Annotated in this window: 24 protein-coding genes and 1 riboswitch; of the genes, 12 read left to right on the forward strand and 12 right to left on the reverse strand. The window is 43.9% G+C overall.

What is annotated here, in order from left to right; translation table 11 throughout:
- Nucleotides 1–298: 298 nt before the first annotated feature.
- The gene (locus tag ABNE31_RS01295; RefSeq protein WP_349352072.1) at nt 299–3,358 is read right to left on the reverse strand and encodes a class I tRNA ligase family protein; all 3,060 of its coding nucleotides are present in this window, start codon (nt 3,356–3,358) and stop codon (nt 299–301) included.
- 89 nt (nt 3,359–3,447) lie between these two features.
- Here ABNE31_RS01295 and ABNE31_RS01300 point away from each other — a divergent pair, with 89 nt between their 5' ends.
- The 5 genes from ABNE31_RS01300 to ABNE31_RS01320 are packed head-to-tail and all read left to right on the forward strand — an operon-like array spanning nt 3,448 to nt 6,900.
- Nucleotides 3,448–4,326: a permease-like cell division protein FtsX gene (locus tag ABNE31_RS01300; protein ID WP_179382975.1), complete on the forward strand. Its 879-nt coding sequence runs from the start codon at nt 3,448–3,450 to the stop codon at nt 4,324–4,326.
- Nucleotides 4,327–4,335: 9 nt separating this feature from the next.
- The gene (locus ABNE31_RS01305; RefSeq protein WP_293280631.1) at nt 4,336–4,602 is read left to right on the forward strand and encodes a DUF3098 domain-containing protein; all 267 of its coding nucleotides are present in this window, start codon (nt 4,336–4,338) and stop codon (nt 4,600–4,602) included.
- A gap of 1 nt (nt 4,603) precedes the next feature.
- On the forward strand, nt 4,604–5,431 hold the full coding sequence (locus ABNE31_RS01310) for an undecaprenyl-diphosphate phosphatase (RefSeq protein WP_349352073.1): 828 nt from the start codon (nt 4,604–4,606) through the stop codon (nt 5,429–5,431).
- Nucleotides 5,428–6,132, forward strand: a complete 705-nt coding sequence (gene truB / locus ABNE31_RS01315) for a tRNA pseudouridine(55) synthase TruB (RefSeq protein ID WP_349352074.1) — start codon at nt 5,428–5,430, stop codon at nt 6,130–6,132. Before ABNE31_RS01310 ends, truB begins: the two co-directional genes overlap by 4 nt.
- Nucleotides 6,133–6,180: 48 nt before the next feature.
- Nucleotides 6,181–6,900, forward strand: coding sequence for an energy transducer TonB (locus ABNE31_RS01320; protein WP_349352075.1), 720 nt, complete (start codon nt 6,181–6,183; stop codon nt 6,898–6,900).
- On the opposite strand, the gene ABNE31_RS01325 is transcribed toward ABNE31_RS01320, so the two are convergent.
- From ABNE31_RS01325 to ABNE31_RS01345, 5 genes are all read right to left on the reverse strand, one after another.
- Nucleotides 6,883–7,503, reverse strand: a complete 621-nt coding sequence (locus ABNE31_RS01325; protein ID WP_349352076.1) for a thioredoxin family protein — start codon at nt 7,501–7,503, stop codon at nt 6,883–6,885. The genes ABNE31_RS01320 and ABNE31_RS01325 overlap by 18 nt on opposite strands.
- Before the next feature lie 81 nt (nt 7,504–7,584).
- Nucleotides 7,585–8,916, reverse strand: a complete 1,332-nt coding sequence (locus tag ABNE31_RS01330; protein WP_349352077.1) for a TolC family protein — start codon at nt 8,914–8,916, stop codon at nt 7,585–7,587.
- 70 nt (nt 8,917–8,986) lie between these two features.
- Entirely contained in the window at nt 8,987–10,339 is a 1,353-nt protein-coding gene (locus ABNE31_RS01335; protein WP_349352078.1) for an HlyD family efflux transporter periplasmic adaptor subunit, read from the reverse strand.
- Between the two features lie 11 nt (nt 10,340–10,350).
- A complete protein-coding gene (locus ABNE31_RS01340) occupies nt 10,351–12,012 on the reverse strand; it encodes an ATP-binding cassette domain-containing protein (protein WP_179382983.1) in 1,662 nt (553 codons plus the stop codon).
- Nucleotides 12,013–12,690, reverse strand: a complete 678-nt coding sequence (locus ABNE31_RS01345; protein WP_179382984.1) for a TetR/AcrR family transcriptional regulator — start codon at nt 12,688–12,690, stop codon at nt 12,013–12,015. It abuts the gene before it with no gap.
- A gap of 120 nt (nt 12,691–12,810) precedes the next feature.
- Here ABNE31_RS01345 and ABNE31_RS01350 point away from each other — a divergent pair, with 120 nt between their 5' ends.
- The 3 genes from ABNE31_RS01350 to ABNE31_RS01360 are packed head-to-tail and all read left to right on the forward strand — an operon-like array spanning nt 12,811 to nt 14,615.
- Nucleotides 12,811–13,374 carry a DNA-3-methyladenine glycosylase I gene (locus tag ABNE31_RS01350; RefSeq protein WP_349352079.1) on the forward strand — a complete coding sequence of 188 codons (564 nt, stop codon included), beginning with the start codon at nt 12,811–12,813 and terminating at the stop codon, nt 13,372–13,374.
- Between the two features lie 16 nt (nt 13,375–13,390).
- Nucleotides 13,391–13,945, forward strand: a complete 555-nt coding sequence (locus ABNE31_RS01355; protein ID WP_349352080.1) for a hypothetical protein — start codon at nt 13,391–13,393, stop codon at nt 13,943–13,945.
- A complete protein-coding gene (locus tag ABNE31_RS01360) occupies nt 13,932–14,615 on the forward strand; it encodes a DUF2490 domain-containing protein (protein WP_349352081.1) in 684 nt (227 codons plus the stop codon). The genes ABNE31_RS01355 and ABNE31_RS01360 overlap by 14 nt, the downstream gene beginning before the upstream one ends.
- Here ABNE31_RS01360 and aat read toward each other — a convergent pair.
- Complete coding sequence (gene aat, locus ABNE31_RS01365; RefSeq protein WP_179382988.1) at nt 14,586–15,260, reverse strand: leucyl/phenylalanyl-tRNA--protein transferase; 675 nt, start codon at nt 15,258–15,260, stop codon at nt 14,586–14,588. The genes ABNE31_RS01360 and aat overlap by 30 nt on opposite strands.
- 90 nt (nt 15,261–15,350) lie before the next feature.
- Nucleotides 15,351–15,731, reverse strand: a complete 381-nt coding sequence (locus tag ABNE31_RS01370) for a DUF3127 domain-containing protein (RefSeq protein WP_349352082.1) — start codon at nt 15,729–15,731, stop codon at nt 15,351–15,353.
- Nucleotides 15,732–15,853: 122 nt separating this feature from the next.
- Between ABNE31_RS01370 and ABNE31_RS01375 the strand changes: the two genes are divergently transcribed.
- Both ABNE31_RS01375 and ABNE31_RS01380 read left to right on the forward strand, forming a co-directional pair.
- A complete protein-coding gene (locus ABNE31_RS01375) occupies nt 15,854–17,005 on the forward strand; it encodes a HAMP domain-containing sensor histidine kinase (RefSeq protein WP_293280658.1) in 1,152 nt (383 codons plus the stop codon).
- 3 nt (nt 17,006–17,008) lie between these two features.
- Entirely contained in the window at nt 17,009–17,353 is a 345-nt protein-coding gene (locus ABNE31_RS01380; protein WP_293280660.1) for a hypothetical protein, read from the forward strand.
- Here the strand turns inward: ABNE31_RS01380 and ABNE31_RS01385 are convergent.
- Entirely contained in the window at nt 17,350–17,739 is a 390-nt protein-coding gene (locus ABNE31_RS01385) for an HIT family protein (protein WP_349352083.1), read from the reverse strand. The genes ABNE31_RS01380 and ABNE31_RS01385 overlap by 4 nt on opposite strands.
- Before the next feature lie 68 nt (nt 17,740–17,807).
- Entirely contained in the window at nt 17,808–18,284 is a 477-nt protein-coding gene (gene greA, locus ABNE31_RS01390) for a transcription elongation factor GreA (protein ID WP_179382993.1), read from the reverse strand.
- Between the two features lie 186 nt (nt 18,285–18,470).
- On the opposite strand from greA, the gene ABNE31_RS01395 reads away from it, so the two are divergent.
- On the forward strand, nt 18,471–18,908 hold the full coding sequence (locus ABNE31_RS01395; RefSeq protein ID WP_293280665.1) for a hypothetical protein: 438 nt from the start codon (nt 18,471–18,473) through the stop codon (nt 18,906–18,908).
- Nucleotides 18,909–18,976: 68 nt separating this feature from the next.
- On the opposite strand, the gene ABNE31_RS01400 is transcribed toward ABNE31_RS01395, so the two are convergent.
- On the reverse strand, nt 18,977–21,226 hold the full coding sequence (locus tag ABNE31_RS01400) for a TonB-dependent receptor (protein ID WP_349352084.1): 2,250 nt from the start codon (nt 21,224–21,226) through the stop codon (nt 18,977–18,979).
- Nucleotides 21,227–21,309: 83 nt separating this feature from the next.
- A riboswitch (TPP riboswitch) is annotated at nt 21,310–21,403 on the reverse strand.
- A gap of 99 nt (nt 21,404–21,502) precedes the next feature.
- Here ABNE31_RS01400 and ABNE31_RS01405 point away from each other — a divergent pair.
- Nucleotides 21,503–23,941 carry an ATP-binding protein gene (locus tag ABNE31_RS01405; RefSeq protein WP_349352085.1) on the forward strand — a complete coding sequence of 813 codons (2,439 nt, stop codon included), beginning with the start codon at nt 21,503–21,505 and terminating at the stop codon, nt 23,939–23,941.
- Here ABNE31_RS01405 and ABNE31_RS01410 read toward each other — a convergent pair.
- Nucleotides 23,916–25,262, reverse strand: a complete 1,347-nt coding sequence (locus ABNE31_RS01410) for a sigma-54 dependent transcriptional regulator (protein WP_349352086.1) — start codon at nt 25,260–25,262, stop codon at nt 23,916–23,918. The genes ABNE31_RS01405 and ABNE31_RS01410 overlap by 26 nt on opposite strands.
- Nucleotides 25,263–25,361 lie beyond the last annotated feature (99 nt).

A 25,361-nucleotide genomic window follows, 5' to 3' on the forward strand; every position in this document is an offset into this window, starting at 1 on the left:
AGGGGTCAATGGTTAAAAAAGGTATTTTTAACATCTATACCCTATTTTAATAGGGGTTAATCATTCTTTTTTATATTTTTTTAAAGTGTGTACCCCTATTTTTTACACCTATACTGTTTTGAAAATAAAAAAGCATGCCGAATGGCATGCTTTTTTAGGGTATTTCTATAAGAATCGTATTGATTTTATCGTAAGGTGATGTTTTCGTCAACCTGAACTTGATTCAGGTTCCCATAAAACTGATTTAATTGTATGAGATTCCAAATCAAGTTCGGAATGACAGCAACGATGTTTCGGATTACCCGACAATATTCACAATCTTGCCAGGCACCACAATGACTTTCTTGGGTTCCCTGCCCTGTAACTGCTCTTTTGTTTTTTCATGGGCCAAAACAGCGGCTTCAATCTCATCCTTGCCCATATCCAAGGGTAATTCCAATTTGAAACGCATTTTCCCATTAAAAGATATCGGATATTCCTTGCTGCTTTCCACCAAATACTTTTCCTCAAATGTAGGGAAGGGGGCTTCCGCAATAGATTCCGTATGCCCCAAACGACTCCACAGCTCTTCGGCTATATGGGGCGCATAAGGTGATACCAGAATAGCCAATGGCTCCAGAATAGCTTTACTGGTACATTTTTGGGCCGTCAATTCGTTAACACAGATCATAAAAGTGGATACAGAGGTGTTGAACGAAAAGTTCTCGATATCCTCTTCCACCTTTTTGATGGTTTTGTGCAAGGTTTTTAGATTTTCGGCAGTGGGTTCCGCTTCGGCTCCGCTCAGCGACCCATTTGTATATGGCGCATACAACTTCCATAGTTTCTTTAAGAAGGAATGTACTCCTGTAATCCCCGCCGTATTCCAAGGCTTGGATTGCTCCAAGGGTCCCAAGAACATTTCGTACAAACGCAACGAGTCTGCCCCGTACTCCTCACAAATGGCATCGGGGTTGACGACATTGTATTTGGATTTGGACATTTTTTCGACTTCGCGGCCTACGATATACTTTTCATTGTTTTCTGTCAAAATCAATCGCCCATTATCTGAAAAAAATAATGATTCTTTTAGTTCAGGTTGCCAGTTCAAAAACGCATCGATATCCAGTTCATCAGAACTATTGACCAAAGTTACATCAGCATGGATGGGTTGTGTATTATGAATATTAATGGAAATATTAATTAAATTAGGACCCAGTACCCCGCTCAGCGCAATTTTCAAGGTCTCCTTGAAATCTTCCAATACGTCTTTATCAATTTTAAGGGAATCAAAAAGACCTTTTGAAACAAACACATCAGTTTTCTTATTTGAACGTTGTCCCTCACTACTATCAAAACCCGGAATATAATCCAGCCTATAAACAAACGCACTCGTCCCCGTAATCATCCCTTGGTTGATCAACTTTTGGGCAAACTCATCTTTGGGCACATAGCCCATATCGAACATAAACTTCTGCCAAAAACGGGAATACAACAAGTGGCCCGTAGCGTGCTCGCTACCTCCTATGTATAAGTCCACATCTTGCCAATAGTTGATGGCTTCTGGAGAGAAAATAGCCTCATCGTTCAGCGGGTCCATATACCTATTAAAGTATTGGGAACTTCCTGCCCAACCCGGCATGGTGTTTAACTCCAATGGGAAAACAGTTTTATGGTCAATCAAGTCATTGGAAACTACTTTTTTATTCTTCGCGTCCCATGCCCATTCTGTAGCATTGCCCAATGGTGGCTCACCTGTTTCGGTGGGGAGGTATTTTTCCACTTTGGGCAGTTCCAAAGGCAAATATTTTTCATCGATCATCTGCGGCATACCATCCACATAATACACGGGGAAGGGTTCCCCCCAATATCGCTGACGGCTAAATACGGCATCACGCAAACGATAATTCACTTTGCCCTTGCCATGTCCGATTCGTTCCAATTCGGCAATGATTTTCTTCATCGCATCCTTGTAGGAAAGTCCGTTTAGAAAATCGGAATTCGCAATGACGGTAGTTTCTTTGTCAGCGAAGGCCTCTTCGGAAATATCGACCCCTTCAAAAATATTGGGGATATCTATATTGTAATGTTTTGCAAAATCGTAGTCACGTTGATCGCCACAGGGCACAGCCATCACCGCACCGGTTCCATAGCTCGCCAGTACGTAGTCGCCAATCCAAATGGGAATGGGCTCCTTGGTGAACGGATGCTCTGCATATGCTCCTGTAAATACTCCGGAAATGGTTTTTACATCGGCCATACGATCACGTTCGGACCGTTTTGCCGTGGCTTCCACATAAGCCTCCACCTCAGCTTTTTGTTCTGGCGTAGTGATTTTAGCCACCAGCTCATGCTCCGGGGCCAAGGTCATAAAACTTACCCCAAAAATGGTATCGGGACGGGTGGTGAAGACTTCTATCTCGTAAGGCTTCTCGACTGCGCTCGAAGTGACATCGTCATTCGAAATCACCTCTTGGTCGCTTCGACTACGCTCAGCGTCCAATACATTAAAAGTAACGGATGCCCCAACCGAGCGTCCAATCCAATTGGTTTGGGAATCTTTTAGTGGTTGTGGCCAATCAATTTTATCCAATCCGTCCAATAAACGCTGTGCGTATGCGGTAATACGCATACTCCATTGCGTCATTTTTTTGCGGATCACGGGATGACCACCACGCTCGGAAACTCCGTTTACGATTTCATCGTTCGCCAAAACGGTTCCCAAGGCAGGACACCAGTTTACTTCGGTATCCGCCAAATAGGTCAATCGATAATTTAACAGGATTTCCTGTTTTTCTTTTTCTGAATACGCATTCCAGGTCGCTGCATCAAAACTTGGGGTGTCATCATCACAAGCGGCTTCGACATTGATATTTCCCTCTTTTTCAAAAATGGAAATCAAACTATCAATGTTTTCAGCTTTATCGGATTTCTTGTTGTACCAAGCGTTGAACAATTGGATAAAAATCCATTGCGTCCATTTATAATATTGTGGATTTGAGGTTCGCACTTCGCGGCTCCAATCAAAAGAAAAACCAAGCTGGTCCAGTTGCTCACGGTACCGGTTGATGTTATTTTCCGTAGTAATGGCCGGATGCTGACCCGTTTGAATGGCGTACTGCTCAGCAGGTAATCCAAAGGAATCGTAGCCCATGGGATGCAACACATTGAACCCCTTGTGACGTTTATAACGTGAATAGATGTCCGTTGCTATGTAACCCAGCGGATGCCCTACGTGCAACCCTGCACCGGACGGGTAGGGAAACATCGACAATGCATAAAATTTAGGCTTGTCGGAATCGTTGGATGCCTTAAAGGTTTCGTTTTCTGCCCAATACTTCTGCCATTTGGCCTCAATCTCGCGGAAATCGTAATTCATTGTTAATCTTGTTCAATTTCGTGTGCAAAAATAGGTTTAATCCCCTAAATACAATTTACTTTTCTATTTTTACGTACTGATTCTACCGTATGAGCCAATATATTGAACGATATCAGCGCCGAAAACTGATTTCCTCCTATTTTTCCGTGGCTTTGAGCATTGCCTTGGTCCTATTTCTATTGGGTGTCTTGGGTCTTTTGGTGCTCAATACCAAAAAATTGGCCGACCACTTTAAGGAACAGATAACCATTTCAGTGTACTTGAAGGATACGGCCAAACCCGTTGAAATCGACCAATTGCAAAAAAGCCTTGCCCTTGCCGAGTACACCAAATCGGCAGCCTATATTTCCAAAGAAGATGCCGCAGAACAGTATAGTGAGGACATCGGAGAAAACTTTGTGGAGTTTTTAGGGTACAACCCCCTTAAAAATTCCATTGATGTCAACCTAAAGGCTGACTTTGTATCGCCACAACAGATTGATGAGATTGCTGCCGAGATTACCGAAAAAGCATACGTGGATGAAGTAAGCTACGATAAACCCTTGATTTCGTTGCTGAACAACAATGCCCGGAAAATAAGCCTTTGGATTTTGGTGGCCAGTGCCGTGTTTACACTCATCGCCGTGTTGCTTATCAATAGCTCCATTCGCCTGTCCATTTACTCCAAACGGTTTATCATCAAAACCATGCAAATGGTGGGTGCCACTAAGACCTTTATCCGCAGGCCCTTTATTTGGACCAACATTAAGCTGGGCATGGCAGGCGCCGTTGTTGCCCTTATCGGGTTGGGCGTTTTGGTGTACTACATCGACAAAAATTTCCCCGAACTGAACTTGTTACAGGATTACATAGTCCTCATACTTTTGTTTGTTGGTGTTTTTGGTTTGGGGGTAATCATTTCTTGGGCCAGCACGCATTTTGCCACCCAACGTTTTTTAAACTTAAGGACGGACGATCTTTATTATTAACTTTGCGACATGAGCAAGAACAACAAAAACGGTCAAAAACCGACAAAGGAGTTTGTTTTTCAACGAAAAAACTACCTCTTTCTCTTCATCGGCATTGCCTTTATAGCCCTTGGTTATATTTTGATGAGTGGAGGCGGAAGCGACGACCCAGAGGTTTTCAATCCCGAGATCTACAATTTTAGACGGATACGCCTTGCGCCGACCTTGATCTTGATAGGGCTTGGCATTCAGGTCTATGCCATTTTGTTGAATCCTAACAAGAAAAACAAAGAGTAATTTGGAATTGATCGATGCCATTATCCTTGGGATTATTCAGGGATTGACCGAATTTTTGCCAGTTTCCTCCAGCGGTCATTTAGAATTGGGAAAAGCCATTTTGGGCGCACAGGCCGTTCCCGAAGAAAGTTTGTTGTTCACCGTCATCCTTCACTTTGCCACTGCCTTGAGTACGTTAGTGGTATTTCGGAAAGATGTTTTTGAAATTTTAAAGGGCCTATTTCAATTCAAATGGAACGAGGAAACCCAGTTTTCCTTAAAAATTATCATCTCCATGATACCTGCCGCCTTGGTCGGTCTTTTTTTGAATGATTTTATTGAGGTCTTTTTCGATGGTGCCATTGTGATTGTGGGCATCATGTTGATCATTACTGCATTTTTATTGTATTTGGCAGATTTGGCCAAAACCACCGATAAAAACGTATCCTTCCGCAGCGCATTTGCTATTGGCATGGCGCAAGCCGTAGCCATACTTCCCGGAATTTCCAGAAGTGGCGCCACAATTTCAGCTGCGGTTCTCTTGGGGGTTGATAAGACCAAATCAGCACGTTTTTCCTTTTTGATGGTAGTTCCGTTGATCTTGGGCAAAGTGGCCAAAGATTTGATGGGAGGGGAAATTTCCTTTCATGGCGACCAAGCTGTGGCCATGGGTGCGGGATTTGTTGCTGCCTTTATTGCAGGACTTGCCGCCTGTACGTGGATGATCAAACTGGTGCGACAAAGCAAACTTACCTATTTTGCCATTTACTGTTTGGTTGTGGGCCTCATAGCTCTTGCGTGGAGTATTTGGGATAGATCAGTATATTTGCCACAAACCCCAAGTTTTTGAACACCAAAGAAGATTTCTTGAACGGTCAGATACTCTTGATCGACAAACCCTTGGAATGGAGTTCGTTCCAAGCGGTGAATGCCCTTAAATGGGCGATTCGCAAAAAATTTAGCCTTAAAAAAATCAAAATTGGCCATGCCGGGACCCTTGATCCGTTGGCCACGGGTCTATTGATTATCTGCACCGGTAAATTCACCAAAAAAATTCCGGAGCTTCAAGGACAAGTGAAAGAGTACACGGGAACCTTCACTTTGGGCGCCACTACGCCTTCCTACGATATGGAAACCGAAGTGAACGAAACCTTTCCCACAAATCATCTTTCCGATAAGCTCATTCACGAAGCCACAAAGTCATTTTTGGGCGAAATTGAACAAGTACCGCCCATCTTTTCAGCCTTAAAAAAGGATGGAAAACGATTGTACGAATTGGCCCGTGAAGGGAAGCAAGTGGAGATAAAATCAAGGAAAATCGAGATTTTGGAATTTGAGATTACCCGAATTGCCCTTCCCGAAGTGGATTTTAGGGTGGTTTGCAGCAAAGGAACCTACATCCGTTCCTTGGCCCACGATTTTGGAAAGGCAGTGGGTTCGGGTGCCTACTTATCTAAGCTCAGAAGAACCAAAATAGGGGATTTCAACGTAGATAATGCTACAACGCCCCAAATGTTCAAGGAGAGATTAGGGGTAAACACCTCAACCTAGAGGGGTTGGGATAAAATATTTTAGAAAAAAAGCGGTTATAGTTAAACCATGAACCTTAACAAGAGCCAGTTATCACTTTTGATCACTTTCTTCGCTATGTCCATAGTGGTTTTGTTGCTTTTCAACATTCACTTAGGAGGTATGCAGGAGGATGAATATGTGATTGAAATGAGCTTGGCCGACGAGGATATCGAAAAGCTCCTGGAAGAAGAGGAACAACGACTTGAGGAGATGGAGGCCGCCAACGACCCAATCAAAAGCCATATGGCCCTCAATGAAACTGCAAAGCCGAGTGTGGGCAATCCGGAACCTCTGAAGACACTGGAGGAACTTATGGAAGAAAGAGCACTGAACAGCGAAACAGGTGAATACGCCGATAATTCAGGATTTGAGGAGCAACTGAAGCAGTTAAAGGCCCAACGGGACGAAAAAAAGCAAAAGCTCGGGGAACGCGACGCCCAAAAAGAAGAATTCACCAACTACTTGAAAGACAGACGCACCTCCATTTCGTACTCTTTGGTGGAGCGAAATGCCTATTACCTCCCCCCGCCCATCTACACCTGCATTGAAGGTGGCAAGGTAGTGGTGAACATTACCGTAGACAACAATGGCTATGTTACTGAAGCAAGTTTTAATGATAAAAGTTCGGGGACAGACAACGGTTGTTTGGTAGACAATGCCATCGCTTACGCACTTAAGGCACGTTTTAGCCCCGATTCCAAAGCAGCACAGATCGGAACCATTACCTATCTATTCCAAAGCAAGTAACTTTAGGATATCCTGTAGTATATTTTGTCCCTTGTCCTTATTGTACCAAAGCTGTAATTCCTGTTTGAACTCATCGGTAAGTTTACCGTGTTCCGCTTTATAATCTTCCACCATTTTGGTGGCAAGGCTTGGTCTTGGACCCCAATCACCAACTATTTCTTGCTGGGAGTTGTCCAAAACAATCACTTTGGGAATGGAACGGGCACCATGGGTCAAAAAAGCATCCATCAATTCCAGGCTTTCATCCCTCAGCACAACTTTGAGGTCGATTTTGGGTGTTGATTCCGCAATTTTTTGAAGTATGGGCAAGCTTGCCGCAGCATCTCCGCACCAGCTTTCGGTGAGCACCAAGAAAGTTAATTCCCTATCCAAGTGGGTCAACTTTTCTTGAATTTCCTCCGAAATGTTGAAGGTTTTCTCCCAGCGAACCATTCTACGGTCGCTCAACTTGGTATAGTTAATCATGGCTTCGGACTGGTTGGGACCGGTTGCCTTACCCAATTTGGCCAACTCACTTACCAGTTTACGGTATCTGGAATAATCCATCGCCTTGGGAATAAAATCCTGTACCAACTCCAACTTATCGTTCTCCAAAACTTCCATAAAAAATGTTTTTACAAAAGTAACCATGAGCTATCGCCTATTTGGTGACTTTTATCATTGGTTGTTTTTGAAACGGATTCCTTACAGTGCCTCCGGGTTGATGGCCAAGCTCTTGAACAGCATCGCTTTGGTGTAAAAGAACTTGTTCTGCATCTCGTTCTGTTTCAGATAGGCATCAATGAGTTTGCTTTCCCGTGAGTTGATCAAAAAGAGGGAACTTTCCCCAAAACTGAACTTTCGTTCCTCCGCCTGAAGCAAAGTACCGTAATCCCTCACGATATTGGCGATCAATGTATTTTGGGTAATGTAGGAGTCCAACTCACGATAAATGGCGATTACCTTATTCTGAATTTCAACTTGGGCATTATCGCGATCAAATTCCGCATCTCTCAGTTTAAATTTGGCCAATTTTAAGTCCCCTCTTTCTTTTCGTAAAAATAAGGGTACGCTAAAGGTGAAACCTCCCTTGAAGTTTTCAGTGACCAAGGAATTGATCAATTCAGGGGTTTCGGTAATAAAATTGTATTCCACATCCAGTTTGGGCAGCAGTTTATTGGCTTTTAGGCGGCGGTCCACCACAAGTCCATCGATTTTGAAATCGAGGGAACGTATTTTGGGATGGTTCTCCAAGGTAAAGCTGTCCAAAGGTTTGCCCAAAATCTCCAAAGTGGTATCAATTTCGCCTTCCACGTCCAAATTTGGCATAATATTGTCCTGTAGCTCAACGGGAACATCCTCTATCCAAAGAAAATTGGATAGCTCCAATGATCGTTTCATCAACTTCACATTGGCTTGCTCTAGGCTCAACGCCCTATTTTCGACAGCGATTTTTGCTTCAACCGTGTCGATGATGGAAATATCACCTGCAAGGGCACTGCTCTTAACGCCCTGAAACCTGACCTCTGCGTTTTCCAAGAAATCCTCAAAAACCTGTGCATCGCGGTAGGCCCGTAACCAATCGAAATAGGCAAGGGCGGCATCATACAGCACTTGGTTCACCAATAAATCCTGATCTGCCTTGGACTGCTCCCTAAAGAATTTGGCTTTCCTGAGGGTGGCCATGCGCTCATTGATCCAAAATCCCTGCAAAACGGACATGGATACCCCGGCGCTGTACAGACCATCATCGGGAACAGTTGCTTCATCACTCAAAAAACTGCCCTCATTCTGTTCCAAGTTCCCCTTAAGTTCTATTCCGAACCAAGTAGGTATTTTGAAGGTTGCATTTAACTTGTCCCAGTATTCTGTTCCCTTGAACTCTTTCCGATTGTAATCCACCTCGACTTTGGGATCAAAACCTCCCCTGGCCTTCATAAGATTGGCCTGACCAATGGCGATGGTCAGCTGGGCCTGCTTGGCCACGGGGTGGTATTTTTTTACATAGCCCAAATACTCCTTAAACCCTAGGACCATTAATGAATCCTGTTGGGCATGAGAAAAGCTTATATAAAAGAAAAAGAGGGTACAGTATAAAAGTAAACTTCTATTTCTTTGCAGCATTTGCACTTTTGTTTTCGGGTTGATAATAATTGGGCGGGAAGCCGTTCAACTGTCTCCATAATTCAAACCAGATGGGGACATCCTCCAATAGGGCAATGGTATTGGCACCCGACCCTACTCTAAGGTCTTTAGGCCAGGGATGGTCCTCCGGGTCTGGAGCCAACAAAACCCTATATTTCCCATTATCGCTAATAAAGGTCTCAATCGCGACGACTACCCCACCGTAGGTTCCATAGGACACATTGGGCCATCCGCTGAAAATAATCACGGGCCAACCATCAAACTGTATCCGTACTTTTTCCCCAAGGTGTATCAAAGGCAAATCAATCGGCTCCACAAAGGTTTCTACCGCCATATCGTACTTTGCCGGCATAATACCTACCAATCGGTCGCCTTCCTTGAAGGTTTCCCCTATACCGCCTTGAATAGCCTTATTTATAAATCCGGTTTGGGGCGCCCTAATGTAGTACAAGTCATTCCGAATGGAATAGTTGGTGAATTCGTTCTCCAGCTTGGTCACTTGGGCCTCTGAGTCGAACTGATTGGATTGGGCGGTGAACTTCTCACTTCGTGCCTTGGATATTTTGTCGGCATACTCCGCTTCTACCCTGGTAATTTCCACTTGGGCGTTCAACACCTCGTTTTTACTGGCCAATAGTTTGTTTTCCTGCGAAATCAATTTAGCCTGTGTCTCTTGCAGCTTAAGGCGTTTCTCCTCCACATCGGTCACTGCCTTAAGTCCCTCGGATTCCAATTGAGTGGTACGATCAAACTGCCTTTGGGCAATCATAATGTTTGTTTTGGCCGCTTCAAAATCGATGCTATCGCTCTCCACTTTCAAATTGGCCTGTAACAATTTGTTCCGCGCTTGTTCCAATTTCAAGGCCCTTTCGGTGGTCAAAGCCGCTATTTGGGCATCAAGGGCCTTTACTTTTTCTTGATAAGAGGTAACGGACATTTCTTTGGCCCTGATCTGCTGCCCTGTCCGTTCCACCAAATTGGGGTCGAAATACTCGTTCTTGATTTCAGAAATATGCAAAATCGTATCGCCCTTCTCCACAAAATCCCCTTCGCGAACAAACCATTTCTCAATCCGACCTGGTATTGGGGATTGAATGGTCTGTGGGCGTTGGTCGGGCGTTAAGGTGGTCAAAAAACCTTTGCCGGATACGTTCTGGGTCCAAGGCAGGAATAAAATGATAACAAGAATAACGGTGAACACCACAAGGAACCGATTGAAATGCTTGTAATGTCTTCGGTGGGATACCCTTTGGACTGCCCTGAAGTGGGAAAGGTCTACCTTTCTATTTAAAACTGATTTAGAAATATTCAACATGGCGTTTCGCGTTATTGCTTAATTGTTCCATTTTCAATGGTCAGGATACGACCACATTTGTTTACCCATTTTTTATCATCGCTTACCACGACCAGACTCCATGGCTGGGCCGGGTCGGTTAAAAAGTCCATGATACGCGTGGTCTCATCTTCGTCAAACTGATCTAACGGATCACGTAGCACCAAGAGTTTAGGTCTTTTTACCAAGCTTCTTGCAAGCACGATCTTTTTGGCCACGGTATATGAAATTTGCTTTCCTTCGGGAAAAATAACCGTATCAATACCATCTTCCATATCCTTGACCACTTTGCTGAGTCCCGTAACATCCAGCACCCAAAGTATGTCTTCCTTCGTAATTTCAGGGTTGCCGAATGTGATATTTTCCTTAAGAGTGCCCTCAAAGGGGGTCTCCAATTTTAAGGATTGTCCTATTTTGGACCTAAAGTGGTTCAAATTTTCGGATTTCAAGCGTACACCGTTTACATAGATGCTTCCCCTAGTGGGTTCAATAAGTCCAGAAATAAGGTGCAGCAAGGTGGATTTTCCGGATCCATTGGCCCCTGTGATCAATATCCGATCTTTTTTCTCAATACTCATCGAAAGTCCGCTGAGTATATTGATATCGGTTTTTGGAACATTGTAAACAATATTCTCCAAGTCCATTTTAAAATCTTCTTGTTCAAAAAGTTCCAAATCCTTCTGATCTGTTTCTACTTCTTTGTCCACCACTTGGCCCAACTTTTCCAATGCAGTAAGCACGTCGTAAAAGGATTCCAATCCAACAATAAGTTTTTCCACCGAACTGATCACCAATAAAATAATGATCTCTGCGGCGACAAACTGCCCAATGTTCATCTCTTGGTTCAGTACCAAGAGCCCTCCTATGATCAGCAAGCCAGCGGTGACCAAGATTTTAAATCCAATCATCTGAATAAACTGCAGCACCAAAATGCGGAAGTGGCTTTCCCGTGCCTCTAAATAGCCACTTACCAAATAGTCGTTCTTTTGAAGTGCATGGCTGGTTTTACCGGAAAGCTTGAAACTAACAATGCTTCTGGCCACTTCCTGGATCCAATGGGCGACCTTATATTTTTGTTTGGATTCCGCAAGGCTCGTCTCCAGCCCCCTTGATATGGTATACTTAAAAACCACATATATCAATCCCAAAAGCAACACACCATAAACAATAAAGAAAGGGTGATACAAGGACAATAAAAGCAGTCCAAAAACAATCTGCAGGAGTGCCGTTGGAAAATCGATCAAAAGTTTGGACACCCCTTTTTGTATGTTGAGCGTATCAAAAAAGCGGTTGGCCAATTCCGGGGGATAGTAATTCCGAAGCTCGGACATCTTTATTTTGGGGAATCGATACGTAAATTCAAACGAACTCCGCGTAAATATCTTTTGCTGGATATTTTCAATGATGCGTATTTGCATCAACTGTAAGACACCCGAAAAGGCAACCCCCAAGGTGACCAAGATTACAAGTATAATCCATGAGGTACTTACCTGTGCGCCTTGAATCAGGTTGATAATAGCCTGAATACCCAATGGAAGTGATAGACCCACCAAACCTGAAAAAATAGCGTAGTAAAAGACCTGAAGTACATCTTTTCTGTCCAATTTTAACAAGTTGACGAGTCGCTGCCAAGAAGTAAGTATTTGTTTTGCCATCTATTTTTTATTTAAAGTACGGAAAATGAGGTCTGTAAAAAACTCGGTTGGTGAAATGGTGCTGTTGCAATTGGTAAGCGTGGGGAAATGCTCCTTTAAAAAATACTGGTGGAGCGACCCTTCCATGACGTTGCTTGCCAAACTTATGGGATAGGGGTACTTTTGGTCCACAGCAGAGATCATATCGCTCAATCGGTTGACCAATCGTTTACAAACGATAAAAAAACTATCCTTATCCTCTTGATTGACCTCCTTCACCAAATAGGATTTTGAGTACTCGTTGATGATTATCCGGTTCAACACTACTTCATTCACATGCGAAATGGTACTGTCCTCCTCCACATTCTGGGTCAAAACCTCCACGGCTTTCTCCAGCTTTTTGACGGGATCATCTATACCATTGGTGGCAAATACCATACGATACTCTACCCAGCCCCAGTACCAAGTGGCCAAATACAGCAAAAGTTTGTGTTTATTCTCAAAATATCGGTAAATGGAGCTTTCGTTGGAGTTGATCTTTACGCCCAACTTCTTGAACGTAAAACTGTCAAAGCCAAGTTCATCGATCATCAGGATACTGTGCTCAATAATATTCTTTCCCAAAGTGGAGGACTCGGGGTCTTTAATGTAAAGTTTTTCGTTAACCCCGATCTTCAGGGACTGCATCAATAAATCCATCGCACATCACTTTTAAAATTTTGCCTCGCAAATATAAAAGTATTACTATCGATTGGTAATACTTTAACTTTCAATTAACGCTTCGATTTTTCCCTTACTTTTGATAAAAATTCTAGCACTATGGACAAACATCGGTGTGGTTGGTGCCTTGGCGACCCCTTGTACGAAGCTTATCACGATACGGAATGGGGCGTTCCCGTGCGGGATGATGATACACTCTTTGAATTTTTGATATTGGAGACCTTTCAAGCCGGATTGAGCTGGATTACCGTATTGCGCAAACGAGAAAATTTTAGGAAAGCCTTCGACCGGTTCAATTACCGAAAAATTGCTGCCTACGACCAAAAAAAGGTCGATTCCCTGCTACAGGATCCCGGCATCATCAGAAATAAATTAAAAGTGAACGCTACCATATCCAACGCCAAAGCTTTTATGGAAATCCAAAAAGAATTTGGTAGCTTCAATACCTACATTTGGGATTTTGTGGATGGTGAGCCCATCAAAAACCAATGGAAAAATTACAAGGATGCCCCTGCGACCACCACTGTTTCCGATGCCATTAGCAAAGATTTAAAGAAAAGAGGCTTCAAGTTTGTTGGTAGTACCGTAATTTACGCCCACATGCAGGCCACCGGTATGGTCAACGACCACGAAGTAAACTGTTTTAGATACCATGAAGTTTAACCCTTTACTCCTTTTTATGCTTGTGACAATGCAATTTGGTGTTGCACAGAACAAGTACGAACGTGAATCAAGGATAGATGAGGAAGAATTCCCCAAAGCTTCCTACCTGTTGATACAAGATTACTTGGACGATGCCAAACGCATCCGTTTTTATAAAGAAACGGACAGCATCAAAAAAAGCTACGAAGCCAAGTTTAAAAAAGGAAGGCTTCACTACAGCGTGGAATTTGATGAAAATGGAAAATTGGAGGATGTCGAGTTTATCATAAAGGAGCAGGATGTTCCCAACGAGACTTGGGGCACCATTCTGTTCTATCTTGATGAAAACCATGCCAAATATCGAATCAAAAAAATCCAACAGCAATATCCTTTGCTGGATGGGCAATCCGAGAAAAAGCTCCTGCACAATGCCTTCCAAAACCTGATTTTGCCCGTGGTGAACTATGAACTGATTTTTTCCGCCAAAAAGGACAAGGAATTTCAAGAGTACGAAGCGCTGTTTGATGCAGAGGGCCAATTGATACAAATCCGCAAATCGTTCCCACCAAGTTATGACCATGTACTTTACTAGGTGGTTTTTTGGGCTGCTGCTATTGTTGTCTTTGGTCAGCGTTCGGGCCCAAGAAAACCTTACAGCCTATTGGCAGCCACAAGTGGCCGTCAATTACAAGGTTTCCGGGTCCTATTCGCACAATTTTTCATTGGCCAACCGAAATTACATTTTTGACGATGAAGTGGCGACCTTGCGGGTGAGGCAATTGGATCTTGCGCATTTTTCCAACCTTAAGATTCAGGGGAACCAAAGTGTGGCCCTTGGTATCCAATACCGTTTCCGAAATACCTTTGAGGATAGGGAAAACGAACTGCGGCTCACCCAACAATACAACATTACCCACAAACCTCTCGCTATCCGCTACGGACACCGGCTTAGGGCAGAGCAGCGAATTACCAACTCCTTGACCACACATCGGTTCCGATATCGCTTTGCCGTGGATTTTCCATTACAGGGCGAAAAATTGGACCCTGGGGAACCCTACTTTGTGGGCAGCCTGGAAAGCCTATTGAGCGTGGCGAAGCAAAACCTCCCTGAGTACGATACCCGATTATCGGGACAGATAGGCTGGGAACTTAACGGTGGCCTTAAGTTCCAAATGGGTGTAGAATATCGGATAGAGGATTTTACGGCCAGTCAACCACAAAATGTGCTTTTTTTATTGACGAGTGCGCAGTTCTCCCTGTAAAATTTTTACGAATTCCGCTCGTGGGACCAATTCTGCACCCAAACTCTCCAAATGGGGGGTATACACTTGACAATCGATGGCCAAGTATCCGTTCTTATCCAGTTCCCGGGCCATTTGGATGAACGCAAATTTAGACGCATTGGGCCGTAAACTGAACATGCTTTCCCCGCAAAATACGTGTCCAAGGTCAACCCCGTAGAGTCCGCCCACCAGCTCACCGTCCTCCCAGACTTCATAAGAGCGTGTATGGCCTTTTTGGTGCAGATTCATATAGGCCGTTTTCATTTCGGGGGTAATCCAGGTTCCGTCCTGACCCTTTCGTAGAACCTTGGCGCAATGGTCCATTACTTTTTCAAAACAAGTATTTTGGGTCAAGGTAAATTGGCCGTCACGAATCACCTTTCGCATGCTTTTGGATACTTTCACCTTCTTAGGAAAAAGAACCATACGGGGGTCGGGGGCCCACCATAAAATCAAGGAATCATCGTTGAACCAAGGAAAAATTCCATTTTTATAGGCCAACAACAACCGTTCTGGGGAGAGGTCTCCACCTACCGCTAGCAGGCCATCCTCACTGGCCCGATCCACCGGGGGAAACTCCAACCTTTTGTTCAAAAAGTATAGGGGCGTGTTTTCCACGTGCATTTTTTTCTAAAAATACAAATCGGGCCAAAAACAAGAAAATCTGGACGGTAGGGTCCAGATTTCCAGTATAATTATCATTAAACGTGTCGATTAAAAAGGCAAATCGTCGTGATCTTCTTCGTTATAATCGTCCGCAGGCTCAAAGGCCTCCATGGGAGGAACAGGTGGCATATTGTCGGCACCGGACTGTTCGGGCTGAAGGTTCTCGATGCGCCAACCTTGGATGGAGTTGAAATACTTGGTTTCGCCCTGTGGGTTTACCCATTCCCTGCCCCTTAGGTTGATGCTGATCTTTACCATTTGTCCAACACTGTAATTATTCAGTAAATCGCATTTATCCTGCACAAACTCCACCAAAATGTGTTGTGGATATTGTTCCTCTGTGGTAACGACCACTTCTCTTTTTCGGAAACCGTTGTTACCGTAGGTCTTGGTTTCGTCTATCATTTTGATTCTTCCCTGAACTTCCATGCAATGTTAATTTTTGTTGAAAACCCAAAAGTACATAAAATGAATTCCATTGGCATCCGTTATTTCAACGAACTATCAACATGTTTTCCATTTCCCTATCTTTAAAAACAATTTGACCATCCATGAACTTTAGCTCAAAACGGAAAACTTCCAACCTTATCCTCTTGATCTCGGCATTCGTTATTGTGAGCCTTATTTTATGGAACACCAACAGTTTTTTCAAAAAATTTAAGGAGGAAGAGCGACTCAAAATGGAAATATGGGCCACGGCCCAGTTGGAGCTGGTGCAATCTTCGGTGGACCAAGAGCTGGGAAACCTTACCCTAAAAGTTTTAGGAAACAACACCTCAACTCCCATGATTTTGGTGAACGAAGAGGGCTCCTATAAAACCCACAACATTCCGGAGGACAAAATCGGTGACAGTGTCTACATCCGAAAAAAAATCGCCCAATTCAGGAACGAGAACGAACCTATACAGATCATACAGGAAGATGAACTCTTGGAAACCCTGTATTATGGCAACTCCGAGGTGCTGAACAAATTAAAGTATTATCCACTGGCCCTATTATTGATCATTTTTCTATTTGGTGCGGTCATTTTCTTTTTCTTCCGGACCAACAAGGCATCGGAACAGAACAAACTATGGGCGGGAATGGCCAAGGAAACCGCGCACCAGATCGGAACGCCCCTAACTTCTTTATTGGGCTGGAACGAACTGTTGAAATCTGAGGCCATCAACCCAGAGGTAACCCGTGAAATCGCAAAGGACATCAGCCGACTGGAAACCATTACCGAGCGTTTTTCCAAAATAGGTTCCGTGCCCGAACTGCGAAAACACGATATTGTTTCAGAAACCAAAAAGGCCTACGACTACCTCAAGCAGCGCAGTTCCAAATTGGTGCATTTTTCCTTCAGCTCCAATGTAGAGGAAGCCGCGGTGCTAATGAACCCTCCTTTGTACAATTGGAGTATAGAAAACTTGGTAAAAAACGGCATCGATGCCATGAAGGGAAAGGGCAATATCGCCATCCAAATTGAAAAAAAGGGCCAAAACATCAACATATTGGTCTCCGATACCGGACACGGCATCCCAAAAAGCGATTTCCAGAACATTTTCAATCCTGGGGTCACTTCCAAGCAAAGAGGCTGGGGTTTAGGGCTTTCGTTGGTAAAAAGAATCGTGGAAGAGTACCATAAAGGAAAAATTAAAGTATTTTCGTCAAGCAAGGAAGGAACCATCATGCAAATTTCCCTGAAAGCACTAGAAAATTGAATTATGGCCGAGGAAAAACAACTTGTAATACAGGAAGCTGACATCACCAACAACTGTCCCGAGTGTTTTAATCAGGAACTCAAGATCACATTTTACCAAAAACATACGTATAATGCCTTGTACCATAGAACCACAGGAGTGGTAACCCACGAGATCAAGTGCAAAAAATGTAACTCTGTTATTTACCCCGTAAACTGGACCCCAGACATTGAAAGGGTCTTTAATTACTACAACAAATTGGTAAAACCAGACCGGCCAGCAGTACGGTTTACCATGTTGTTCTTCATTATTTTGATCCTGATGCTGTGCTTAGCGGCGGCAGGCGTTTACTTTTATTTGGAAAGTTAAAGTTTGGACCGGATAGCTTCCGCCACGGCTTCAAATTCTTCTTCGCTAAGTTTCTCTTTGTGTTGAAAAGTGGCATTGGCCATGCTTTGAAGTGGAATCAAATGAACGTGCACATGGGGCACTTCCAGGCCTATTACGGACATGCCCACCCGCTTACAGGGCACTGCTTTCTCCAAGGCCATCCCCACATTTCGTGAAAAGGCCATCAATCGCATGTACGATTCCTCATCCAGGTCCATCATCTTATCCACCTCTTTTTTGGGAACGCACAAGGTATGTCCCTTGGCATTGGGGTTGATGTCCAGAAAAGCAAAATTGTACTCGTCCTCAGCTATTTTGTAACTTGGAATGTCTCCATTGATGATTTTTGTGAATATACTGGCCATTTTGATTCGGTTTTAAAATAAAAAATCCCATTTTGCAATGGGATTAAATATAACCAATTAAGTTACGCTTACTCTCTTGTGATCTCCAAAATTTCAAACTTCAAGGTTCCGTTGGGTACTTTGATCTCGGCCACATCGCCCACCTTTTTGCCCAACAGCCCCTTTCCAATCGGAGAGGTTACGGAAATTTTTCCTTTCTTCAGGTCTGCTTCGCTCTCCGCCACCAAGGTGTACTTCATTTCCATACCATTGTTCTGGTTCTTGAGCTTCACGGTAGATAGCACCAATATTTTAGAGGTATCCAATTGGGATTCATCGATTAAACGAGCGTTGGCCAAGGTTTCTTCCATCTTGGAAATTTTCATCTCCAACAATCCCTGTGCTTCTTTGGCCGCATCGTATTCCGCATTTTCGGATAGGTCTCCCTTGTCCCTTGCCTCTGCAATAGCTTGTGACGCTTTGGGGCGCTCCACATCCTTCAGGTAGTTTAGCTCGTCCCTCAATTTTTTCAGTCCTTCGGGCGTATAATATGAAACTTTGCTCATGACGTTTAGTTTTAATACAAAAAGACATCGAAGAAAATCGAAAAATTTCCCCAATGTACACTTCCTCTACAAATACAAAAAATCCTCAACGATTCCCATGACCTGCATGGTTTTTGCGAGGATTTAACGCAAATATAGGCAATTTTTGATCAACTTTGCGCCTGTAACCCTTTGAAATCAATTACCATGAAGCATCTCTGGGCCCTTGTTTTGCTTGTGCTTATGCTCTCCTGCAGTTCGGATACGACCAACCGCAATCCTTATTTGCAAGAGGTTCGGTTTCGGTTTGAAATCAACCTGAACCTACCGCTTTACAACGACTTGAACAACATTGGAAATCCCGTTTATGTGGGCAACAATGGCGTGGGAACACGAGGAGCTTTTGTAATCAAGGCCAGCTTAAATACCTTCTATGCTTTTGAGGCCAGTTGTCCCAACCACACGCCCAATGAGTGTTCTACCATGACCATAGACGGACAGAACGTGGTCTGCGGCTGCGAAGGCTACACCTACAGCCTTTTTACGGGACAGCAATTGGACCGACCCAATGATGGCAACCGCTACTATGACCTGTTGTTTTACAATGCGGCCCAAAATGGCAACACCGTGGTCATTTCCAATTGATCTAACACTATGGTTAAAAAAGAGGTCCTGCACCTAACTTGCAGAACCTCTTGTCTTACAGTCTTACATTAAAAATTGATAGTCGCACCCACTAGGAAATTGATGCCTGCCTGTGGATAGTATCCTGCCCCTTCAACAGTGGTAACCGTTCCGGGATTGGAAAAATCATCATTAAAAGTGAAGAAATATCCGTTGGATACGATATCCGCATCAAAAATATTGTTGACCAATCCAGAAAGCTCAATACTCTTCACAAACGAATTCATGTTGATGGTGTACTGGAGATTGAAATCGGTTTGGGTATAGCTATCCAAGACGGAATTCTCGGAATCGATATTGCCCATGTACTGTTTTCCCACAAATTTTGACAACAATGATACTTGAAGATTCGCATTGGGCTGATAGGAAAGGATATTCCCTGCAATCAAACGCGGTGAGTAGGCAATACGGGTATTTCCCAAATTTTGAAGCTCCCCGTCACGTTCAAAAAAGAAATCGATATTGCGATTATCACTCAAGGCAATATTCGGCCTCCATTGAAAGGTTCTGGATAAGCGAACGTTGGCATCGATTTCCAGGCCTAACCTATAGCTGTCACCCACGTTGGACCGCAGCGGAGCTCCAACATCGTTCAATTCACCCGTTAGCACCAACTGGTCTTTATAGCGCATGTAGTACACGTTGGTGTTCAACTGAAAACTTGGGGAAACATACCTCCACCCCAACTCAAAATCGTTCAGCTTTTCGGGCTTTGGACTTCCATTTTCATAATCATTGCGGTTAGGCTCCCGGTTGGCCCTGGCATACGAAAAGTAAAAGTTGTTGTTTCGGTTGAGATCAAAGGTGATTCCCGCTTTGGGGTTAAAAAAATTGAACGTGTCATCCACCAGTCCGGTATCCTCACCATTCGCCTGATAGGTAACCCCTCGATACTGCAGGTCGCCAAACAAGGACCATTTATCCGTTAATCTATAATTGGCCTTGGTGTAGATGTTGAAATCCGTTTTGGTGGAGTTGTCATCATAATACCTGTCGCGTATTTCGCTATTGCTGGCAAACTCGGCCCAGATAATCTCCCCAAAGTGGTCACCCTTATATTCATTGTAACCGCCTCCCATGATAAGTTCCAGGTTTTCGTTGTTGTAGGTGGCCGAAAAAATGGTTCCATAAAAATCATTGTCCAACCATCGACGACGAATCAAATCTGTGGTTTCCACCAGTTCCCCATTCACGGTAAGGGGCTCCAAACCATAAGTGGCAAAATCATCGTCCTCTCGGTATTGCTCAAAGAAGCCCCGTCCCCGGGTATAATGAACGGCCAAATGGGTGTTCCAAGCAGAATTCCAGGTTTCGAACCAATGCAACTGAAAATGGTCTTGTTTGTAATTATCCACTTCATTCTCATAATACTGGATATTGCCATTGTCATCGGTATACTCACCTGCCGAATTATAGGTGCGGTCGTTCACCAACTGATCGGCGGTAATTCCGTTCCATGCCTGATAGGTGATTTCATGGCCTCCAAAAAGCAAGGCCTTCACCAAGGTATTATCATCATTGTAGACGCCTTGTAAAAAATAGCCATCCAATTCTGAGGATGCCCTATCCACATAGCCGTCCGAAGTAATTCTGGACAATCGGCCTGAAAACTCGATATGGTCGTTCATGAGCCCTGTACTGAATTTCACGTTGCTCCGTAAGGTGTTGAAGCTTCCTACGGAGGAAGAAATACGGGCATAGGCCTCTTCGGAAAAAGCATCGGTGAGCATATTCAAACTCGCGCCAAAGGCTCCCGCACCGTTGGTAGAAGTCCCCACTCCGCGTTGCAGCTGCAAACTTTCGGTGGACGATGCAAAATCGGGCATGTTTACCCAAAATGTTCCTTGGGATTCGGCATCGTTGTAAGGAATTCCGTTGATGGTTACGTTTACCCGGGTGGCATCGCTACCACGAACACGGATACTGGTATAACCTATCCCTGCCCCGGCATCGGAGGTCGTGACCACGGCCGGCATAAAGTTCATGAGAATGGGAATGTCCTGGCCAAGGTTACGGGGAGCAATTTCCACCTTGTCCAGATCGGAAAAGGTAATCGGAAACTCCTTAGTGGCCCGTACACCTTGAACGAGCACCTCATCGAGCACTACTTTTTCTCCCTCGAGGCTGTCAATGGGCTCCTCTTGGGCACTCATGGTGCCACCTAGGCCAATCAAAGCCAAGGCAATAGTGAACTTTTTGAAATGGTTCCGTTTGTTGTTCCGCGGTTGTTGCGAAGAGCCCGAAATGGCCCTTTTCTGAATAATTGAATAAAATTTCATTCGTAAAAATGTTACGAATAAAAGGGGTCATTATTCTGTGTTAGTAATTGATTTTTGTTTCTTGAAGAAACATAGAAATTCCAAGATGCGGCTTGCGCATTCCCTTGGCGGCATTACCCGCCCAGGTTCATTGGGTATAATCTCAGCCTTTTGGTAAAAGCACCCCTTTGAGATGCCGCAAATGTAAGATGTGTATATGGTTTTTCATAAAAATCCGAACGGAAATTTAACTTTTGATAACAACCACGCCCCCTAAGCACCTGCGTATATAATGGTATGCGCCCTAAATCAAAAAACAGGTTTGCCCTTAAAATAATTTTGAGCTATGCAGTGTTGGGAATTTTGGCAACGCTTGCCGGATTTTTCATTTATAATGAGTTCAAAAGCTATGCTTCCTTCCAAAAAAGTGAAGAGAGCAATCAAAAGCTTTTGAAGACGAACAGACTCCTCACCCAACTCTACGATGCCGAGAACCTGTCGAAACTCGCATTACAGACCAAAAGACCCAAAGACCTGCAATCCTACGCCCAAAAAGTGGATTCAATCAACCAATTCATCGATGTATTGAAACCTTTGGCGCAAACCGATTATGGAAACCAAGGTGCCCAACTGGACAGTGTACAGGAGCTTTTGAAGCAAAAAGTATTCAACAATGCTGAGCTCCGAAAGCTTAAGGTACGGAACGAGAACAGCACCTCATTGGACTCGGTATTAAAGGCATTTCACGATATGGAAGTAGACATGGGCCGGATTACCCCAGAGACCTTTGCCCCAAATTTTGAGCATTTGTCACCTAAGACCCAGAAATCGATTCGGGAATATGTCGCTCTTCTCAACAAAAACATTCCCGATTCGGAAAATGGTTCGGACGCCAACAACATCGACTCCATTTTAGAGGTGTCCAAATCCATATTGAACAAAGCCAAAACCGAAACGGCCATCGCCGAGCGATCAGTCCTTCAAAAGGAACTTGAAATTTATAGGACGGACTTGGAACTTTCCCAAAAAATGAGGGGCATTTTATCCTACTTTGAACGGGAAATGGCCCAAAATGCCTATTTGGACAATGTAAAACAGGAACAGGCGCTTCAAAAAAGTAGCCGATTGGCTGCTGGGGCCGTGGTTTTGGGGCTTATCACCGTCGTAGTTTTCACCCTTTTGATCACAAGGGATTTTTGGAAGGTGCAGCAGTACCGCGAACAATTGGAGCGCGCCAAAACAGCCGTAGAGTCCCTTTTGAGGACAAGGGAACAATTGATATCAACTGTAAGCCACGATCTTCGGACCCCATTGAACACCATAAACGGGTACTCGGAACTTATTGAGCAAAGTAGCTTGGACGATAAGCAATTGAATTATATCAAAAAGGTGAGGTCATCATCGGAATATGTGGAAAAGTTGGTGAACGATCTTTTGGATTATTCCAAATTGGAGGCAGGCAGAATAACGTTGGAAAAAGTTCCCTTTGAACTATACCGCCTATTGGAAGAAACTGCTGGCAATTTCGAAGAAATGCAATCCAAAAAAGGAGTTTCACTACAATTGGACGTCGAGGAGATCCTAAAAAGACCTGTTTTGAGCGATCCATTTAGAATCAAACAGATACTCACGAACCTCATTGGAAACGCTTTTAAGTTTACCGATGAGGGTTATGTGAAGGTTTCGGCCAATGTGGAAGAAAGAAACGGGGCTAGGTGGGCAACCATCCAAATAATGGATACGGGAATAGGCATCCCGAGGGAACAACAGGAGACCATTTTCCAAGAATTTACACAAGCGGAAGCTTCTTCAGAAAAAAAGCAAATGGGATATGGGCTAGGTCTTACCATATCACGAAATCTGGCACAACTACTGGGTGGCGAGCTAAACTTGGAAAGTGAACTGAGCCGAGGCAGTACGTTCACCCTCCAAATACCGGTGGAGTTCTCCGAGATGGACATCGTCCGACCCAAATCCAAAAACACCAATCCAAAAACCGACGAACTTACGATTCTGGTCATTGATGACGATGAAAATATGCTTGGGCTCGTATCGGAAATATGCAAGGTCAATGGCATCACCGCGCATACATTTACCCATTTTGAAAAAGTGGACAAATCAAATTTGTGTCAATATGATATGGTGCTCACGGATATGGAAATGCCGCAAATGGACGGGTGGGACGTATTGGAATCGCTCACAAACCATGGTTTTAAAAATTCCATACTCTTGATGACAGGAAAACATGTACCGGACAAAACGGTCTACCTTAACGCAGGGTTTTCCAACATCCTACAGAAGCCCTTTTCTGCCAATACGCTTTTGGAGCTACTTCCACAAAGCAATAAGATAGATTGCCAACAACCGATACCAAGTTCAACATCCTCTCTATTCTCCATTGACAACATTTCACCTTTTTTGGGCGATTTTGAGTCCTTACAAGACATTTTAATGGTGTTTTTGGTAAATTCGGACAGAAATATGGACATTCTATTTTCTGCGGTCGGCAATCATGATTATTCGGAAATAAGGACCGTATCCCATAAAATGTTGCCCATGTTCCGACAGTTGGAGGCAAAAAACGCCATAGTTTTACTGGAGGTTTTGGAAACCATTCCAGACGACGCCGAGGGCAAAAAGGTCCATAAAATGCTTTCGGAGCTCAAGGATACTATTGGCGAACTACGAAGGGATATAGAGGCTTACCTGTCTAAACATCCAATTGATACTGATTGATCTTGTTATAAAGCGTTTTACGCGTAATCTGTAAAAGTTGGGCAGCTTTGCTCTTATTGAAGTTGGTCAGCCTTAGGGCTTCCAATATTCTTTCCTTTTCAAAATCGGCCTTCGAAAAATGCTCTCCCTCCCTATTGTTGGCCCCTTTTACCACTTCATCTGCCAGTGCATTGGGAAATAGGATTTCGGTTTCGGAAAAGAGCACCGCCCTTTTGATCACATTTTTCATTTCCCTCAAATTACCGGGCCAGCTATACTCCAATAGCACGTGTTTGGTTTCGTCGGCGAATTCCAAAACATTTTTGTCCAATTCGGAATTGGCCTTGGCCAAAAAATAATCTGCAAACAGCAATATATCTTCCTTTCGTTCCCTCAAGGAAGGTACTTCGATGGAAAACTCATTGAGTCGATGATAAAGGTCTTCCCTAAAGCTGCCTTCCTCCACGGCCTCGGAAAGGTTTTCGTTGGTGGCAGCAATAATCCGAATATCAAGCTCCACTTCCCTAGTGCTTCCAACCCTTTTGATTTTTCGTTCCTGTATGGCACGCAACAGCTGAATTTGATGCTCATAGGAAAGGTTGCCCACCTCATCCAAAAATAAGGTTCCCCCATTGGCTGCTTCGAAATGTCCCATTTTATCGTCAATGGCGCCCGTAAAACTACCTTTGACGTGTCCGAAGAGTTCACTGGTGGCAATTTCCTTGGGAATGGCACCACAATCCACAGCTACAAAAGGTTGTATGCTTCTTTTGCTTGCTTGGTGAATGGCATTTGCCGTAACTTCTTTACCCGTACCGCTTTCGCCGGTCAGTAATACAGACATATTGGTAGGGGCTACCAATTCCACATACTGCTGTAGTTTTTTGGATTTTTCTCCTTGCCCCTTCAAAAAATGCTTCGCATTGATCGTTCCCACTCCAGATGTTGTGGAAGGCTTGGTGGTTTTTTCGGTCTCGGAAACCTTGGCATGTAGCGCATCTTTGATCACTGCAAGTATGCTTTCGGGCGTAAAGGGTTTGGAAATATAATCGAATGCCCCTTTTTTGATGGCATTGACCGCAGTCTTAACCTCCGCGTAGCCGGTCATAAGGACTACTTGGGTTTTGGGTGAATCCCTTTTTACTTGGGGGAGAAGCGTAACCCCGTTCCCTTTGGGCAGCCTAACATCGGAGAGGATAATATCGAAGGTTCTTGCGGCCAATTTCTCTTCGGCCTCTTTAATGGAGTAACTAGTGGAAACCGCAAAACCATTCTTTGTCAAAAACTTTTGGAGCATTTGACAGAAGGCGGTATCGTCTTCAATGATTAGGATTTTGGGCATAACTCAGTTACCTAATATACGTCCCATACCTTCTGAAAGATGCCGATGGTTTTATAAAGTTATCACAAAAAAAGGGCTGCAAATGCAGCCCTCCTTCAA

This window comes from Flagellimonas sp. MMG031 (genome assembly GCF_040112705.1).
GTDB lineage: Bacteria > Bacteroidota > Bacteroidia > Flavobacteriales > Flavobacteriaceae > Flagellimonas.